At 72.8% G+C, this 16,566-nt stretch carries 16 protein-coding genes; 9 read left to right on the plus strand and 7 right to left on the minus strand.

Translation table 11 applies throughout. From position 1 onward, the window contains the following. The first annotated feature begins 20 nt into the window (after window positions 1-20). Both ACZ7GX_RS12425 and ACZ7GX_RS12430 read left to right on the plus strand, forming a co-directional pair. Entirely contained in the window at window positions 21-758 is a 738-nt protein-coding gene (locus ACZ7GX_RS12425) for a TetR/AcrR family transcriptional regulator (RefSeq protein WP_498775819.1), read from the plus strand. 26 nt (window positions 759-784) lie between these two features. After that, window positions 785-1,915: a site-2 protease family protein gene (locus tag ACZ7GX_RS12430; protein ID WP_498775821.1), complete on the plus strand. Its 1,131-nt coding sequence runs from the start codon at window positions 785-787 to the stop codon at window positions 1,913-1,915. Here the strand turns inward: ACZ7GX_RS12430 and ACZ7GX_RS12435 are convergent. Both ACZ7GX_RS12435 and ACZ7GX_RS12440 read right to left on the minus strand, forming a co-directional pair. Beyond that, window positions 1,890-2,513 (minus strand): response regulator, encoded by a 624-nt coding sequence (locus ACZ7GX_RS12435; protein WP_498776128.1) that lies wholly within the window; start codon window positions 2,511-2,513, stop codon window positions 1,890-1,892. The two genes, ACZ7GX_RS12430 and ACZ7GX_RS12435, sit on opposite strands and share 26 nt — an antisense overlap. A 50-nt stretch (window positions 2,514-2,563) precedes the next feature. Continuing rightward, the gene (locus ACZ7GX_RS12440; RefSeq protein WP_498775823.1) at window positions 2,564-3,688 is read right to left on the minus strand and encodes a sensor histidine kinase; all 1,125 of its coding nucleotides are present in this window, start codon (window positions 3,686-3,688) and stop codon (window positions 2,564-2,566) included. A 105-nt stretch (window positions 3,689-3,793) separates the two neighbouring features. On the opposite strand from ACZ7GX_RS12440, the gene ACZ7GX_RS12445 reads away from it, so the two are divergent. Both ACZ7GX_RS12445 and ACZ7GX_RS12450 read left to right on the plus strand, forming a co-directional pair. Beyond that, the gene (locus ACZ7GX_RS12445) at window positions 3,794-4,372 is read left to right on the plus strand and encodes a hypothetical protein (protein ID WP_498775825.1); all 579 of its coding nucleotides are present in this window, start codon (window positions 3,794-3,796) and stop codon (window positions 4,370-4,372) included. A gap of 99 nt (window positions 4,373-4,471) precedes the next feature. Next, window positions 4,472-5,299, plus strand: a complete 828-nt coding sequence (locus ACZ7GX_RS12450; RefSeq protein ID WP_230565749.1) for a tRNA (adenine-N1)-methyltransferase — start codon at window positions 4,472-4,474, stop codon at window positions 5,297-5,299. 69 nt (window positions 5,300-5,368) lie between these two features. Here the strand turns inward: ACZ7GX_RS12450 and ACZ7GX_RS12455 are convergent, their stop codons facing one another. Next, window positions 5,369-6,166, minus strand: a complete 798-nt coding sequence (locus tag ACZ7GX_RS12455; protein ID WP_498775828.1) for an Rv0361 family membrane protein — start codon at window positions 6,164-6,166, stop codon at window positions 5,369-5,371. Window positions 6,167-6,405: 239 nt separating this feature from the next. On the opposite strand from ACZ7GX_RS12455, the gene arc reads away from it, so the two are divergent. Next, a complete protein-coding gene (gene arc / locus ACZ7GX_RS12460) occupies window positions 6,406-8,205 on the plus strand; it encodes a proteasome ATPase (RefSeq protein WP_498775830.1) in 1,800 nt (599 codons plus the stop codon). Window positions 8,206-8,584: 379 nt separating this feature from the next. On the opposite strand, the gene ACZ7GX_RS12465 is transcribed toward arc, so the two are convergent. Together ACZ7GX_RS12465 and ACZ7GX_RS12470 are read right to left on the minus strand one after the other, a co-directional pair. Next, a complete protein-coding gene (locus tag ACZ7GX_RS12465) occupies window positions 8,585-9,229 on the minus strand; it encodes a response regulator (protein WP_498775832.1) in 645 nt (214 codons plus the stop codon). Next, on the minus strand, window positions 9,226-10,329 hold the full coding sequence (locus ACZ7GX_RS12470) for a sensor histidine kinase (protein ID WP_498776131.1): 1,104 nt from the start codon (window positions 10,327-10,329) through the stop codon (window positions 9,226-9,228). Before ACZ7GX_RS12470 ends, ACZ7GX_RS12465 begins: the two co-directional genes overlap by 4 nt. Before the next feature lie 114 nt (window positions 10,330-10,443). On the opposite strand from ACZ7GX_RS12470, the gene ACZ7GX_RS12475 reads away from it, so the two are divergent. The 3 genes from ACZ7GX_RS12475 (at window position 10,444) to ACZ7GX_RS12485 (ending at window position 13,215) form a co-directional block, all read left to right on the plus strand. Further along, window positions 10,444-11,352, plus strand: a complete 909-nt coding sequence (locus ACZ7GX_RS12475) for an ABC transporter ATP-binding protein (protein ID WP_498775834.1) — start codon at window positions 10,444-10,446, stop codon at window positions 11,350-11,352. After that, window positions 11,349-12,116, plus strand: coding sequence for an ABC transporter permease (locus ACZ7GX_RS12480; RefSeq protein ID WP_498775836.1), 768 nt, complete (start codon window positions 11,349-11,351; stop codon window positions 12,114-12,116). Before ACZ7GX_RS12475 ends, ACZ7GX_RS12480 begins: the two co-directional genes overlap by 4 nt. Window positions 12,117-12,294: 178 nt before the next feature. Next, on the plus strand, window positions 12,295-13,215 hold the full coding sequence (locus ACZ7GX_RS12485) for an aldo/keto reductase (RefSeq protein ID WP_498775838.1): 921 nt from the start codon (window positions 12,295-12,297) through the stop codon (window positions 13,213-13,215). Here ACZ7GX_RS12485 and ACZ7GX_RS12490 read toward each other — a convergent pair. Together ACZ7GX_RS12490 and ACZ7GX_RS12495 are read right to left on the minus strand one after the other, a co-directional pair. After that, window positions 13,187-13,483, minus strand: coding sequence for a DUF6191 domain-containing protein (locus ACZ7GX_RS12490; protein ID WP_498775841.1), 297 nt, complete (start codon window positions 13,481-13,483; stop codon window positions 13,187-13,189). The genes ACZ7GX_RS12485 and ACZ7GX_RS12490 overlap by 29 nt on opposite strands. Then, the gene (locus ACZ7GX_RS12495; protein ID WP_498775843.1) at window positions 13,474-13,968 is read right to left on the minus strand and encodes an NUDIX hydrolase; all 495 of its coding nucleotides are present in this window, start codon (window positions 13,966-13,968) and stop codon (window positions 13,474-13,476) included. The genes ACZ7GX_RS12490 and ACZ7GX_RS12495 overlap by 10 nt, the downstream gene beginning before the upstream one ends. A gap of 104 nt (window positions 13,969-14,072) precedes the next feature. Between ACZ7GX_RS12495 and ACZ7GX_RS12500 the strand changes: the two genes are divergently transcribed. Further along, on the plus strand, window positions 14,073-16,547 hold the full coding sequence (locus ACZ7GX_RS12500) for an FtsX-like permease family protein (RefSeq protein WP_498775845.1): 2,475 nt from the start codon (window positions 14,073-14,075) through the stop codon (window positions 16,545-16,547). Window positions 16,548-16,566 lie beyond the last annotated feature (19 nt).

Genomic DNA, 16,566 nt, shown 5'->3' on the forward strand with positions numbered 1-16,566 from the left:
CGGCAACACCGGAGGTGGCGATGGACCTGACGGGCAGCCTCGAACTGCTGTGGGGCGACCGCCCCGGCCCTCGCCGCGGCCCCAAGCCCGCGCTCACCCACGAGCTCATCGCCCGCACCGGCATCGCGATCGCCGACGCCGAGGGGCTCGCCGCCGTCTCCATGCAGCGGGTCGCCGCGGACCTCGGCTTCACCAAGATGTCGCTGTACCGCTACGTGCCCGGCAAGTCCGAGCTGGTCGCGCTCATGGCCGACCTGGCAATGGGCACGCCGCCCGCCGACCTCGGCGAGGGCGACCGGTTCGCACGGCTGCGCGCGTGGGCGCTGGGGCTGCTGCCCGGCTTCGTGCGCCACCCGTGGGTCCTGGAGGCCACCACGGGCCCGCGCGTGATCGGCCCGAACGAGCTGGCCTGGATGGAGGCCGCGCTGGCCGTGCTCGACGGCGCGGGCCTGGGCGGCGCCGAGCGGATGGACGTGCTGGCGGTGCTCGCCGGGCACGTCCGCAACATCGCCCAGCAAGCGGCGACGGCGCCGGGCGGCGACGCGGGCACGCAGTTCGGCGCGATCGTGGCCGAGGTGGTGCGCGAGCGCGGCGACCGGTACCCGGCGGTGCGGGCCGCGTTGGCGGAGGCGGCCGGGGGAGGCGAGGACGAGGCCCTGGGCTTCGGCCTCGACCTCATCCTCGACGGCCTGCGCGCCCGGATCGGCGACGCGAGCCCGACGCGGGCCCGACCCGGCGCTGATCCAACACAGTCCTGATACACCCGGCCGCCTAGGCTCGTCCCGTGGCGACGACGAGTGGTTGGCGACGGCAGGTCGGCCGGGACGGCGGGCTGCCGCTGTTCCGCGTGGCCGGCATCCCGGTGCTGCTCGCGCCGTCCTGGTGGCTGGGCTCGGCGGCCATCGTGGTGCTCTACGCGCCGCTGGTCGGCCGCATCGCGCCCGGCACGGGCGGCCTCACCGGCGTGCTGCTCGCCGCCACGTTCGCGGTCTTCCTCGGCCTGTCCGTGCTGGCGCACGAACTCGGCCACAGCCTGGTCGCGCTCCGCCTCGGCCTGCCGGTGCGCCGGCTGCGCCTGTTCCTGCTCGGCGGCGTGTCCGAGGTGATGCGCACCCCGACCCGCCCCGGCCACGAGGGCGCCATCGCCGCCGCGGGCCCGATCGTCTCCATCGTCCTGGCGGGCGCGTTCGCGGTGGCCGCCTCCACCATCCCGCAGCCCGACGCGGTCTGGCTGCTGATCGCCCAGACCGCGTTCGCCAACGCCGCCGTCGCGGTGTTCAACCTGCTGCCCGGCCTGCCGCTGGACGGCGGCCGGATCCTGCGCGCGGGCGTGTGGGCCGTCACCGGCCGGCGTGCGACGGGCACGAAGGCCGCCGTGATCGGCGGCGGCGTGGTGGCCGCGCTGCTCGTCGTCTGGGCGGTCTGGGGCGTGCTCGACGGCGCCGAGGACCGCTGGCTCCGCTTCGGCGTGTGCCTGCTGACCGCGTGGTTCGTGCTGGCCGGCGCGCGCGGCGAGTTCACCGCCGAGCGCCGCAGCACCTGGCCGGACGGCCTCACGCTGGGCGAGCTCGTCCGACCGGTGCTCCAACTGCCCGCCGAGAGCCCGGTGTCGGGCGCGCTCACCGCGTCCGCCGGCCGGGGCGTGGTCCTGGTCCGCGCGGACGGTGTCGCCGCCGGCCTGCTCGACCGCGAGATGGCACGTCGCCTGGCCAGCACCTCGCCGCACGCCCCGGCCGAGCAGGCCGCCGTGCCGATCCGGCCGGAGACCGTGCTGCTGGAGAACGAGACGGGCGCCGAGGTGGTCGAGCGCGTGCACTGCACCGCCGCCTGGGAGTACCTGGTCGTCGACCTCGAAGGACGGCCCGCGGGCGTGCTGCGCCGCGAGGACCTCAAGGCCGCGCTGAACCGCCGCTGACCTGGTCGTCCTCGCCCGGCCCGCCGACCAACCCGGCCTCCTGCGCCAGGATCGCCGCCTGCACCCGCGACCGCAGGTCGAGCTTCGTCAGCACGCGCGACACGTGCGTCTTCACCGTCGTCTCACCGATGTGCAGCTTTCGCCCGATCTGGTGATTCGACAGCCCTTCGCCGAGGCAGTGCAGCACCTCCACCTCGCGGTCGGTCAACGCGTCCAGCGCGGCCGGGCGCGCTCGCGGCGCGGCCGAGGCGAACTCCCGCATCACCCGCCGCGTCACGCTCGGCGCCAGCACGCCGTCACCGGCCGCGACCTGCCGCACCGCGTCCACCAGCGCGGACGCCTCCACCGACTTGAGCAGGAACCCCGCCGCGCCCGCCCGCAGCGCGCCGCGCACGTACTCGTCCAGGTCGAACGTCGTCAGCACGAGCACGTCGCACACGCCGCTGAGCCGCCGGGTCGCCTCGATGCCGTCCACGCCGGGCATCCGGATGTCCATCAGCACCACGTCGGGTTCGAGCCGCTTGGCCAGCCGCACGGCCGTCGCGCCGTCCTCGGCCTCGCCGACCACCTCGATGCCCTCCGCGTCGCCGAGGATCATCACCAGCCCCGCCCGGATCGCCGCGTGGTCGTCGGCCACCACCACCCGGATCACAGCGGGAACTCCGCCCGCACGACCCAGCCGCCTGCCCCGTCGAGACCCGCGGCGAACACCCCGCCGACCAGGTGGGCGCGTTCCGCCATGCTCACCAACCCCGTTCCCGTCCCCGTGCCGCGCGCACCGTCCACCACGTCGTTCCGCACGACCACCACCAACCGCATGACCTGCCGTTCCAGCACCACCGACGTGCGCGCGCCCGGCGCGTGCTTCACCGCGTTGGTCAACGCCTCCTGCACGATCCGGTACGCCGCGACGTCCACGCCCACGGGCAGTTCGCCCACGTCCGCGCCGCGCAGCTCCACGTCCAGCCCGGCCGCGGCGGCCGACTCGACCAGCGCGCCCACGTCCGCCAGCCGCACCGCCACCGGCTCGTCCGCCGGCTCGTCGGCCCGCAGCACGTCGATCATCGTCCGCATCTCGGCCAACGCGCGCACGCTGTTCTCCCGGACCGACTTCAACACCGTGCGCGCGGTCTCCGGGTCGCCCGAGCGCAGCGACAGCACGGCCTCGGACTGGATCGCGATCGCGGACATGTGCCCGGCCACCACGTCGTGCAGGTCGCGGGCCATCCGGTTGCGCTCGGCGTTCACCGCGGCCCGCCGGTCCAGCTCGGCGATGCGGGCGACCTGCTCGGCGCTCTCCCGGTGCCGCCGCACGTTCGTCGCCCACCACACGGGCACCACGAGCAGCGAGAACAGCAGCAACCCGGTGTAGAACGACTGCCGCCAGTCGCCCGTCGCGGCGGACGTCGCCGTGATGCCGACCGTCGCCGCGGCCACCACGGCGACGAGCACCCGGTGCAGCGCGCGCGGCCCGTGCAGCGTGGCCACGAACAGCACGTCGATGCACACCATCATCACCGGCATGCTCAGGCCGAAGTGCAGGTCCACCGCCGTGGCCGCGCCCGCCACGCCCAGCGCCACCACGGGCGCCCGGTGGCGGAACACCTGACCGGCGCACGCCACCGCGAGGATCGCCACCCGCACCCCGAGCGGCGTCGACCCGCCGCGGTCGCCCGTCACCTGGTCCAGGCCGAGCCGGTGGATCAGCAGCCCCAAGGCGAAGAAGGCCACCGCGGTCAGCACGTCGCGGTGTTTCGGGCGGAGCTCCACCACGTCATCACAGCACAGGGCAAGGCCCGAAGCGTCCTACGAACTGATGACCCGGGATCGGTCGGCCCGCCGACGCGCGCGAGGTCCGCGGGCGGCAGCATTGAGGACGTGGTCGAACCGTTGGTGTTCCTCATCGTGGCGTGCGAGATCGGGTTCTGGGTGGTGCTGGGCGCGGGGCTGCTGGCCCGGTACGTGCTGCGGATGCGCAGACTCGGCGCGGTGCTGCTGGCCTGTACCCCGTTGGTGGACGTGGTGCTGCTCGTGGCGACCGTGTTCGACCTGAGGTCCGGGGGCGAGGCGACGAGCGTGCACGGGCTCGCCGCGATCTACCTGGGGGTGAGCGTGGCGTTCGGGCACAGCATGATGCGGTGGGCCGACCAGCGCGTCGCCCACCGGTTCGCCGGTGGTCCGCCGCCGGTGAAGCCGCCGAAGCACGGCCTGGCGAAGGTGCGCCACGAGTGGCGCGAGTGGGGCAAGTTCGCGGTGGCGTGGGCGATCGCGTGCTCGGTGATGCTGCTGCTCATGTTCGTCGTCGGCACGCCGGAGCGCACGCAGGCGCTGTGGGGCCAGATGGCGACCATGACGCTCATCGGCGCGATCTGGCTGGTGGGCTGGCCCGTGTACCACACGGTCACCGAGCTGGCGAAGGGCCGGTTCACCGAGAAGGTCACCGACAAGGGCGAGTGAACGCGGGTCGGACGGTCGGTAGGCCGCTACGGGCCGTGTGCGGCCTCCGTGCGACCATCGTGCGCTGTTGACGCGCGTTTAAGCAGGAGGTTCGCCGCGGTGAGCACCGCCAGTGGTCCGTTCCAGCCGGGAGACCGGGTGCAGTTGACCGACCCGAAGGGACGGCACTACACGATCGTGCTCGAACCGGGCAAGGAGTACCACACGCACCGCGGCGCGTTGTCGCACGACAAGCTGATCGGGCAGCCCGAGGGGTCCGTGGTCGTCTCGGTGGGCGGCACGTCGTTCCTGGCGCTGCGCCCGCTGCTGCCGGACTACGTGCTGTCCATGCCGCGCGGCGCCCAGGTGATCTACCCCAAGGACGCCGCCCAGATCGTCATGTACGGCGACGTGTTCCCCGGCGCGCGGGTGCTGGAGGCAGGCGCCGGGTCGGGCGCGCTGACCTGCTCGTTGCTGCGCGCGGTCGGCGAGAAGGGCAGTGTGACGTCGTACGAGGTCCGCCAGGACCACGCCGACCACGCGATCCGCAACGTCGAGCAGTTCTTCGGCGAGCGGCCCGGCAACTGGTCGCTGACCGTCGCCGACGTGAACGAGCACGAGGGCGAGGTCGACCGGGTCGTCCTGGACATGCTCGCGCCGTGGGACGTGCTGCCCGCCGTGTCGCGCAGCCTCATCCCGGGCGGCGTGCTGGTGGTGTACGTGGCGACCACGACGCAGCTGTCGAAGGTGACCGAGGCGATCCGGGAGCAGCAGCACTGGACCGAGCCGCACGCGTGGGAGACCCTCGTGCGGCCGTGGCACGTGGTGGGCCTGGCCGTGCGGCCGGAGCACCGGATGATCGGGCACACCGCGTTCCTGCTGACCACCCGCAGGCTGGCCGACGGCGTCACGCCGCCCCGGCCGCAGCGCCGCCCGTCCAAGGGCTGATCGAGCGCCTGACCAGCTGAAACGGCCCCGCACGTGGTGTGCGGGGCCGTTGTCCACCGGTCGTGCGGGTCAGCTCTTCGGGCAGGCGACCCAGCCGTCGTCGGTCTTCTTGAACGGCAGCGTGTCGGTGTCGTCCTTGACGAACTCCTTCATGCTGTCGGGCACGCCGTCGAACTTGACCGAGATGGTGGCCGTGGCCTCCGTGTCGCTCTTCTCCTCGACCTTGTCGACGGTCAGGTTGACCTTGATGCTCTTCGCCGCCTCCTGGGCCGCCTTGATCTGCTCCTGGAACTCCGGGGGCAGGTCCTTCAGCTCCTTCTCGAGCTCGGCGGCGAAGGCGCCCGGGTCGGTGGCCTTCTTGATGTCGTCAATCGATTTCTTGCTCGTGTCGCAGGTCAGCGCGGTGAGCTTGTCGAAGTCGCGGGAGTTGACGGCCGCGACGTAGCTGTCGGCGGCGTCCTTGGCGGTGCCGTTGCTGCCGCCTCCCAGCGTCATGACCAGCGTGACCACGACACCGATCACGACCAGGGCGCCGACCCCGCCCAAGATCCACGGCAGGGGGCTCTTCTTCGGCGGCGTGCCGTAGGGATCGCCGAAACCACCCGGTTGGCCGTAACCGGGCTGGTTGAACTGGCCGGGTTGGCCGTACGGCTGCTGGCCGGGGCCGGGCTGGCCCTGCTGCGGGTAACCGCCGGGTGGCGTGCCGTAGCCGGGCTGCTGCCCACCCTGTGGGAACCCCTGGGCAGGCGGCGGGTACCCGCCGGGCTGCTGGCCGTATCCCGGCTGCTGGCCGAATTGGCCTGGTTGCTGGCCAAATTGACCCGGCTGCTGACCGTACGGACCCGGCTGCTGCGGCGGGACGGACATCACGTTCTCCTAGAACTTTCCGCTGGTGGCAGTGGACACTGCCCGGACCACTCACGTGGGACTAGTACTGGACGCACGGTAGCGGGTGGGAGGTTCCGGCTGACACCGGTATGGAGCAGTTGACCCCGCCGAGCGGGCGGTTTGTGTCATCACACGACGCCTCCGAACCCGCTGGGTGGCCGCTTTTGTCGGTGATCGCCGGTACCGTTGTCGTACGAACACGGGAGGAGGGTGCCGACATGCAGCACGGTCATCCCGGCAGCCAGCCCGATGAGGGTGGCGAGCTGAACAAGGGCAATAACTCTGGTGAGCTGACAGCGCAGATCAGGTTCCTGGAGGACGAGATCGCGTTGCTGCGCCGCAAGTTGACGGAATCCCCACGACACGTCCGCCTGCTGGAGCAGCGGTTGGCGGAGGCGACGGAGCGCGTCAGCCAACTGACCGAGCGCAACACGAAGCTCATCGACACCCTTCGAGAAGCGCGGAGCCAGCTGCTCGCGCTGCGCGAGGAAGTGGACCGCCTCGCGCAGCCGCCCAGCGGCTACGGCGTGTTCCTGGCCAGGTTCGACGACGGCACGGTGGACGTGTTCACCTCCGGCCGCCGCATGCGGGTCTCGGTATCGCCCGCGGTCGAGACGCCGTCGCTGGTCCTCGGCCAGTCGGTGCGCCTGAACGAGGCGTTGACCGTGGTCGAGGGCGGCGACTTCGAGCGAACCGGCGAGGTCTGCACGCTGCGCGAGGTGTTGGCGTCGGAAACCACCGACAGCTCGATCGGCCGTGCCCTGGTCGTCGGCCACGCCGACGAGGAGCGGGTCGTCTGGCTCGCCCAGCCGCTGATGGATTCGCCGCTGAAGGCGGGCGACTCCCTGCTGGTCGACTCCAAGGCGGGTTTCGCCTACGAGCGCGTGCCGAAGGCCGAGGTCGAGGACCTGGTGCTGGAGGAGGTGCCCGACGTCCGGTACGAGGACATCGGTGGCCTCTACCGGCAGATCGAGCAGATCCGCGACGCCGTGGAGCTGCCGTTCCTGCACGCCGACCTGTTCCGCGAGTACAAGCTGCGCCCGCCCAAGGGCGTGCTGTTGTACGGCCCTCCCGGCTGCGGCAAGACGCTCATCGCGAAAGCGGTGGCGAACTCCCTGGCCAAGCAGGTCCACGCCGCCAGGGGCGAGGACCACCGCGAAGCCAAGAGCTACTTCCTCAACATCAAGGGCCCCGAGCTGCTCAACAAGTTCGTGGGCGAGACCGAGCGGCACATCCGGCTGATCTTCCAGCGCGCCCGGGAGAAGGCCTCCGAGGGCACGCCGGTGATCGTATTCTTCGACGAGATGGACTCGATCTTCCGCACCCGCGGCAGCGGCGTGTCGTCCGACGTCGAGACCACGATCGTGCCCCAGCTCCTCAGCGAGATCGACGGCGTCGAGGGCCTGGAGAACGTGATCGTGATCGGCGCCTCCAACCGCGAGGACATGATCGACCCGGCGATCCTGCGGCCGGGCCGGCTCGACGTCAAGATCAAGATCGAGCGTCCGGACGCCGAAGGCGCGAAGGACATCTTCAACAAGTACCTCACGCCCGACCTGCCGATCCACGCCGACGACCTGGCCGAGTTCGGCGGCGACCCGGTGGCCTGCATCGACGGCATGGTGCAGCACACGGTCGAGCGGATGTACGAGGAGTCGGAGGAGAACCGCTTCCTCGAGGTCACCTACGCCAACGGTGACAAGGAGGTCCTGTACTTCCGGGACTTCAACTCGGGCGCGATGATCCAGAACATCGTCGACCGCGCGAAGAAGGCGGCCATCAAGAGCCTGCTGGACACCAAGCAGCCGGGCTTGTCGGTGCGCCACCTGCTGGACGCGATCGTGGACGAGTTCGCCGAGAACGAGGACCTGCCCAACACGACCAACCCGGACGACTGGGCCAGGATCTCGGGCAAGAAGGGCGAGCGGATCGTGTACATCCGCACGCTGGTGACCGGCAAGAACCAGGAGTCGGGTCGCGCCATCGACACGGCCACGAACACCGGTCAGTACCTGTAGGACCGCACTGCCATCCATCAACCCGCCTGGAGAACCCGTCCGGCCACCGCGCCGGGCGGGTTTTCCGCGTTCAGGGCGGGAGCGGACACCCTCACCCACCCGGCGCACCTCACGCGGCCACCGCTCGCGACCTGGGCGTGAATCGGTTCAGAAGGTCCAGTCTCGTCCTGCGCAGGTCGGACCGGCCGCACGGGAGCCGTTCGGACGGCGGCAGGTCCCCCGGCCACGACCGGATCGCGGGCCGGCGGAAGACCCGCGCCGAACCGGGCCACAACGGGATCGCGGGGCCGGCGAGCACCTGCCCTCGCCCGGCCCCTCATGGCTTCGACACCACCGGACGACTTGGCCGAGCCGGGCGGGCCACGATCGGGGCCGGTCGTCAGGAGCGGGCGCTGACCAGGCCGGATTCGTAGGCGGCGATGACGAGCTGTGCCCGGTCCCTCGCCTGGAGCTTGTGCAGCAGGCGGCCGATGTGGGTCTTCACCGTGCCGGCGGACAGGTGCAGCTCGCCCATGATCTCGGCGTTGGAGAACCCGCGGGCGATCAGCAGCAGCACCTCCTGCTCACGTTCCGTGATCCCGTCGAGGCGGATCGTGCGGGGCGCGGGCGTGCGGGAGAACTCGGCGACCAGGCGGCGGGTCACCGAGGGTGACAGCAGGGCGTCGCCGGCGGCCACCACGCGGATCGCGGCCAGCAGGTCGGCCGGGGGAGTGTCCTTGAGCAGGAACCCGCTCGCACCCGCCCGCAACGCCGAGTACACGTACTCGTCCAGGTCGAACGTGGTCAGGATCAGCACCCGGGCCGCGCTGAACGAGCCGATCTCGCGGGTGGCCGCGATCCCGTCCACCCCCGGCATCCGGACGTCCATGAGCACCACGTCCGGGGACGTCGACCGCACCACCGACACGGCCTCGGCGCCGTCGCCCGCCTCGCCGACCACCCGCAGGTCGTCCGCCGAGTCCACCAGCACCCGGAAGCTGCCGCGCAGCAGCGCCTGGTCGTCCACGACCACCACGTCGATCACGACAGCGGCACCTCGGCGCGCACCGCGAACCCGCCGCCGGCCAGCGGACCGGCCGAGAAGGTCCCGTCGTAGACCGCCACCCGTTCCCGCATCCCGATCAACCCGTGCCCCCCTCCGCCACCGGCCAACACCCGTTCGCCGGGCCCGTCGTCGACCACCCGCACCTCGACCGAAGCGTCCCCCACGACGATCGACACCTCGCAGGCGGCCGGCGCCGCGTGCTTGACCACGTTGGTGACGGACTCCTGCACGATCCGGTACACGGTCAGCCCCAGCCCTTCGGGCAGCGAGCCCGTCACCGACAGCGACACGTCCACCCCGGCGAGGGACGCCCGCGTCACCAGTTCGGGCAAGTCGGCCAGGCCGGGCATGGGCGCCAGTTCGGCCTCCGAGTCCTCCGACCGCAGCACGCCCAGCAGTCGCCGCATCTCGACCAGGGTGCCGCGCGAGGCCCTCTCGATGACCTGGAGCGCCTCCTGGGCCTCCTCGGGCCGCGACGGCGCCACGTGGGCCGCGACCCCGGCCTTGACCGTGATCAGGCTCAGGCTGTGCGCGACCACGTCGTGCAGCTCGCGGGCGATGCGCAGGCGTTCCTCGGCGACCGCCTTGGACGACGCCTCGGCGGCCTGGCGGGCCTCGTAGGACCGGCGGATCCGCGTGGCGCGCCCCAACGCCCACGCGGCGCACACCACCAGCGTGAGGAAGATCGACAGCCCGGCCGACTCCGGCCACGCCTCGCCGATGAACACCGCCACCCAGGCCGAGCCGAGCGTGGCCGCCAGCGCGCCCACGGCCACCCGCGACGAGCAGGCCGAAGCCACCAGGTAGATCGCGAACGCGGTGGCGCTGTAGGGCTCCAGCGTGATGTGGGCGATGGTGGCCACGTTCTGCGCCGTGAGCACGATGCCGAGCGTGAGCAGTGGCCGCTTGCGGCGCAGCGCCAGGGGCGCCCCGACCAGGACCGCCACCGGGTAGCCCAGCCACGCCGGCACGTCGGACATCCGGGCGAAGTCCAGGTACACCATGACCAGCACCACGGCGGCGGCCACGTCCAGCGCGTACAGGTAGGCGGTGGGCAGCATCCGCAGGACTCGCGACATCACGGACGGCACGGTAACCGGCGTGGCCGCCGGTGGCGTCGGACCACGGTCCGACCCCGAACCGAGGACCTCGGTCCGATCCGCCCGCGCCCCCGCCCCGGCAGGCTCCTCCCCATGATCGAAGTACGGCAACTGACCAAGAGCTACCGCGCCACCCGGGCGGTGGACGGCCTCTCGTTCGAGGTGAAACCCGGCTACGTCGCGGGCTTCCTCGGCCCCAACGGCGCGGGCAAGTCCACCACCATGCGGGCGATCCTCGGCCTCGACCGGCCGACCAGCGGCGAGGCGCTCGTCGACGGTCGCCGGTACGCCGGGATCCGCCGGCCCATGCACCACGTCGGCGCGCTGCTCGACGCGGGCGCGGTGCACGGCGGCCGGTCCGCCTACGACCACCTCCGCGTGCTGGCCCGCAGCAACGGCATCAAGGACAGCCGGGCCGTCGCCACCCTGGAGCAGGTCGGCCTGGCGGGTGTGGCGAAGAGACGCGTGAGCTCGCTGTCGCTCGGCATGAAGCAGCGCCTCGGGGTGGCGGCGGCCCTGCTCGGCGACCCCGGCGTGCTGCTGTTCGACGAGCCGGTGAACGGCCTCGACCCGGAGGGCATCCGCTGGATCAGGCACCTGATGCGCGACCTGGCCCGCGAGGGCCGCACCGTGCTCGTGTCCAGCCACCTGATGAGCGAGATGGCCCTGACCGCCGACCGGGTGATCGTGATCGGCCGGGGCAAGCTGATCCTGGAGGCGTCCATGCAGGACCTCCAGGAGAAGTTCAAGAGGGACGTGCTGGTGCGCACCCCCGCGCCGGACGCCCTGGTGACCGCCCTGGCCGCCGCAGGCGCGAGAACCCGGTCCGACGCCGGCGCCCTGCTCGTCCAGGGCCTGGACGCCCCGGACATCGCCGACCTCGCCGCGCGCGACGGCATCCCCATCCACGAACTGACCCCGCGCAGCGCGTCCCTGGAGGACGCCTACCTCGAGCTGACCGAGGACAGCGTGGAGTACCGCACCCGGGAGACCGCCCGATGACCGACGTGCTGAACTCGGAGTGGCTGAAGCTCCGCTCGGTCCGCTCGACCACCTACGTCCTGACGACCATCGCGGTGTGCCTGCTCGGCGGCGCGCTGGTGTCGTACCTGATGACGGCCGACTGGGACACCTCGCCGCCGGAGCTCCAGCAGAAGTTCGGCGCCGCCGACCCGAGCGTGATGGTGGTCCCGTTCACCCAGTTCTGCCTCGGCGTGCTGGGCGCCCTGGCGGTCACCTCGGAGTACGGCAGCGGGATGATCCGCACCGCCCTCGTCTCCGTGCCGCGGCGCGGGGCCTACCTGCTGGCGAAGACGGTCGTGGTGGCCGGCGCGTCGCTGCTGATCGGCCTGGCGACCGTCCTGCTCGCCTACCAGACCGGAGAACTGATCACCGGCGACCGCCCCGAACCGATCTCGGCGTACAGCTCGTTCACCGACGCCCTGCCGACCCTCCTGGCGAACACCGCGTCGCTGGTCCTGCTGGCCCTGCTCGGCCTGGGCCTGGGCTTCCTGCTCCGCTCCACGGCGGGCGCCCTGGTCTCCCTGTGCGCCCTGCTGTTCGTGCTGCCGTCCCTGACCCTGATCCTGCCGGATCCCTGGAACGAACGCGTGTACTCCGTGATGCTGCCGGTCCTGGCACCCCAACTGGCAGCCGAGTCACCGGACGCACCCCTGTCGCCACTGGGCGCGGGCCTGGTCATGCTCGCCTACCTGGCCCTGGCGCTGGGAGCGGGCGCCCTCGCCCTCCTCCGCCGCGACGCCTGACACGTCGACCACCTTCTGCGGCACCGGTCTCCCGCATCAGCGATGCGGGGGCGTGGGAACCCGCGGCCACCGGGTTCGGAGGCGGACCCGGTGGCATCGGCGGTTCGGCGACACCGACACGGCAGCACCCCGCCACGGCGTCCGGCGGCTCGGAAGGCCGCCCGTTACCGTGTCGGACGTGCCCGACTTCGCCCTCGGCCTGGCCGCGCTCGGCCGCCCCGCCTACATCAACCTCGGCCGCGAGCACGCGCTGCCCGAACACCGCGACGTGGACGCCATGCGCGCCCAGTGCCACGCCGTCCTGGACGCCGCCTACGCGGCGGGCGTGCGACGGGTCGACGCGGCCCGCTCCTACGGCCGCGCGGAGGAGTTCCTGGCCCAGTGGCTGGCCGCACGCGGCCACCAGGACGTGCAGGTGTCGAGCAAGTGGGGCTACGCCTACGTCGCCGACTGGCGGCGGGACGCGGACACGCACGAGGTCAAGGAGCACTCGGTCGAGCGGTTCACCCGGCAGTGGCGGGAGACCGAGGACCTGCTCGGCGCGCACGTCGGCCTCTACGACGTGCACTCGCTGACCTCCGACAGCCCGCTGTTCGGCGACCTCGACCTGCTCCTCGCCCTGGGCGGCCTGCGCGACTCGGGCGTCCGCGTCGGCTTCTCCACCTCCGGCCCGCACCAGGGCGAGACGATCCGCCGCGCGCTGGAGCTCACCGTCGAGGGGCGGCGGCTGTTCGACAGCGTCCAATCCACCTGGAACGTCCTGGAGACCTCGGCGGGACCGGCGCTGGCGTTCGCCAAGGAGTCCGGCGCGGAGGTGTTCGTCAAGGAGGGCCTGGCCAACGGCAGGCTGGCCGTCGACCCGCCGCCCCGCGTGCGCGACCTGGCCGACGAGCACGGCGTCGGCCCGGACGCCGTCGCGCTGGCCGCCGTGCTCGCCCAACCGTGGGCCGACGTGGTGCTCTCGGGCGCGGCGAGCCCGGAGCAGCTGCGGGCCAACCTTGCGGCACGGGACGTCGACCTGGCGCCGGACGAGCTCGCCGACTGCGCGGAGCCCGCCGAGCGGTACTGGGCTACTCGGGCGTCGCTGGCCTGGGAATGAGCCTGACGGCGCCCGAGTCGAGGTCCACCGGCCCGCGCGGCGGCGCGCCCGACTCCTCGTCCTCGCCCAGCATCAGCGTCACCTGGCGCTGTTCCAGCTCGATGTGCTTGCTGCCGTGGAACAGGGTGGTGAACTCGTCCATCGCGGTCGCGGACACGACCGGGTGACCCTGGCGCCGGCGGACCCACTTCCACAGCCGCTCGCCCGAAGCGAGCGCGAGCAGCAGCAGGGCGAGGCCGGGGATCGACATCGCGAACATCATGCCCATCTGAACCACTCCCGGATCAGGGCCCGACCGTCCGGCACGACCGGCCACCCGGGGTCTTCCGCCAACGCCCGCACCTCGTCCGCCCCCAGCCAGCCGCCCCACGCCACTTCTTCCGGCTGGTGCACGAACGGTCCATCGCTGCGCACCTCGTAAACGTGCGCGACATAGCGGATGGTTCCGTCCACGAAGGGCGTGCTGAACCGGAACTCCGGCGCCGCCGAAACCCCCAGCTCCTCCGCCAACTCCCGCACCGCGCACTCGTCCGGCGTCTCACCCGCCGCGACGACACCGCCGCACGTCGGGTCGTACAGCCCAGGGTAGACGTCCTTGGTGTCGGTGCGCCGGTGCACGTACAGCCGGGTCCCGTCGAGCGAGCGCACGACGATCACGGCGCAGAGGTGCCACAGGCCTTCCGCGCGCATCCGGGCGCGCGTCGCCGTGCCGATGGGCGTGCCGTCGGTGTCCACCACTACCACGTGCTCCACGCCAAGATCCTCCCCTGGTAGCACCGGGCCGTGCTACCTCGGGCCGACGCCTGCCGACGCCCCCGGTTCCTAACGTCGTGGCGTTCGCGTCACGAGGAGGAGTTGTGCCCACATCCCTGCGGCTCGCGGTCGCCGAGTTCCGCAACCGGCCCGGTCGCGCCGCGCTGCCCGGCGTCGCCCTGGTGGTCGGCGTCGCCTGCCTGCTGGCCGCCCTGATGCTCAGCGACGCGATGGTGCGCGCCGCGAACGAGGGCGCGCCCACCGTGCCCGCCGGCGTCGACCTCGTGGTCCGCCCGCCGCTCTACTCGGACGCGGTTCTCGACCAGGCGACCGCCGATCGGGTGGCGCAGGTCGCCGGGGTGACGGTGGCGCAACCGATCCGCGAGGTCCGCGTCGACCTGCTGATCGAGGGCGGGCGCGCGGGCGACCGGCGCGCCACCGCCGACATCGAGCCCGACCGCGCCGACCTGCACCGCGTGCCGATCCTGGAGGGCCGCTCGCCCGGCCCCGACGGCGAGATCGCGCTCGACCGGGTCACCGCCTACGAGCACGGCCTCAAGCCGGGCTCCTCCGTGCGGGTGGCCGACGCGGCGGGCAAGCCGGTGGACGTGGTCGTCCGGGGCATCACCAAACGCGGCTCGTTCGGCGAGGAGCCGGTGATCGTGGTCGGCGAGCGCCTGGCCGCCAAGCTCGGCGGCGAGCCCCGGGTCGAGGCGATCTACGTGGTCGGCGGCGACCGCGACGCCGTCGCCCGGGCCGTGGGGGAGGGCTTCCCGGTGGACACCAGGGCGGCGATCGCGGCGGAGCCGCCCGACAACGACCTGGCGGCCGTGCTGCTGCCGTTCAGCATCCTGGCGCTGGCCACGTCCGTCTTCGTCGCCTCCGCCACCTACCGCGCCGTCTACGCGCAACGCCAGCGGCACACCGCGCTGCTGCGCTGCCTCGGCGCGCACCGGGGCCCGCTGGTCTGGGCGAACCTCTTCGAGGCGCTGCTCACCGGCGCGGTCGCGGGCGTCCTCGGCGCGGTGCTCGGCGGGTCGGTGGCGTGGCTGCTGGCCAGGCTGTTCGACACCACCGGCCTGTCCTCGCTGCTCGGCGCGGTCGAGCTGAGCCCGCCGCTGCTGCCCTCGACCGGCCAGCTGGTGATCGGCGTCGTCACGGCGGCCACGCTCAGCGCGTTCGCCGCGGTCCGGCCCGCGCTGGCCGCCGCGCGCATCTCGCCGCTCGCGGCGCTGCGGACGTCCGAAGGCCAGACGCCCGACCGGGCCGTGGTGCGCCGCCGGCGGTTCTTCGGCATCGGCCTGGTGGTCACCGCGACGGTCATGGCGGCGCTCGCGGTTCTCGCCGCCGGCTCGCTCGCCGCGATCTTCCTGGTCCTGTTCTCCGGCATCACCGCCGTGTTCGGCCTGTTCGGCGTGCTCGGGCCGGTGGTCGTGCCCGCGCTCGGCCGGATCTTCGGCACGGTCGCGAGCCGCTTCGGCGGCGCGCAGTGGAAGCTGGCCGCCGCCGAGGTGCGGCGGGTGCCGCAGCGGTCCGCGTCGGTGGCGATGCCGCTGCTCCTGGCCGCCGCCATGGTCACGTTCTTCGCCGTCACGGTGGGTTCGGCGCAGCGCATGGAGGACGAGTTCAGCAACGAGCCGCGGCCCGACGCCGTGGTCGCCGACTCCGGCGGACGCGCGCTCGCCGGCGGTGTCGGCGCGGCGGCCAACCGGCCGGAAGCGGCGAGCACGGTCGTGCTGCACGGTGTCGTCACCGAGCAGCGGGACGCCGAGGGCCGCACGTTCCCGACCCAGCTCGCCGGCGCCGACCCCGAACGCCTGCGCGAGTGGCTGACCAGGCAGGACGTCAACGCCAAGGACTTCGCGCCCGGCGCCGTCCTGCTGGACGAGTGGTACGCCGAGCGGTTCGGCGCGCAGGTCGGCCGGCCGTTCACGGTCGAGGGACTGCCCGGCGGGCCGCGCACGGCCACGGTCGTCGGCACGTTCGCCGGCTCCCTGCTCGACGGCGCCGACGTGGTGCTGGCCGAACCGGACCTGGCGCCCGCGTCCAAGGTGCTGGTGGCGTTCGAACCGGGCGCGGACCCCGCCGCCTACGAGGCGGGCGTGCGGGCGGCGCTGGCCGACTCGCCCACCGTTCTGGTGAAGACCAGGGCCGAGGCGAACGCCGAGAACCAGCGCTACCTCGACCTGGGGATCGTGCTGCTGATGGTGCTGCTGGGGCTGTCCGTCGCGGTCGCGGTGACCGGCATCGGGACCGCGTTGACGATCTCCGTGCAGGAGCGCCGCAAGGAGCTGGCGCTGCGCCGCGCGCTCGGCGTGACCAAGGGCGGCCTGCAAGGTGGCGTGGTGGCCGAAGCGGTGCTGTTGGCGCTGGTGGGAGTGCTGGGAGGGGGTGTGTTCGGCCTCGTCTACGCGGAGCTGACGCTGGCCGCCGTCGGCGTGTTCGTGTGGCCCACGGCGGCGGTGCTCCCGCTGCTGGTCGGGGGCGCGGGCGTGGTGGTCCTGGCGGTGCTCGCGGCGTTCGGGCCGGCCCGCGGCGCGTCCCGGATCAGGCCCGCCGCGGGACTCGCGGCCGGCTGAAACGTGACCTGGGTCCGGG

It is taken from the genome of Actinosynnema sp. NPDC037264, from assembly GCF_055603705.1.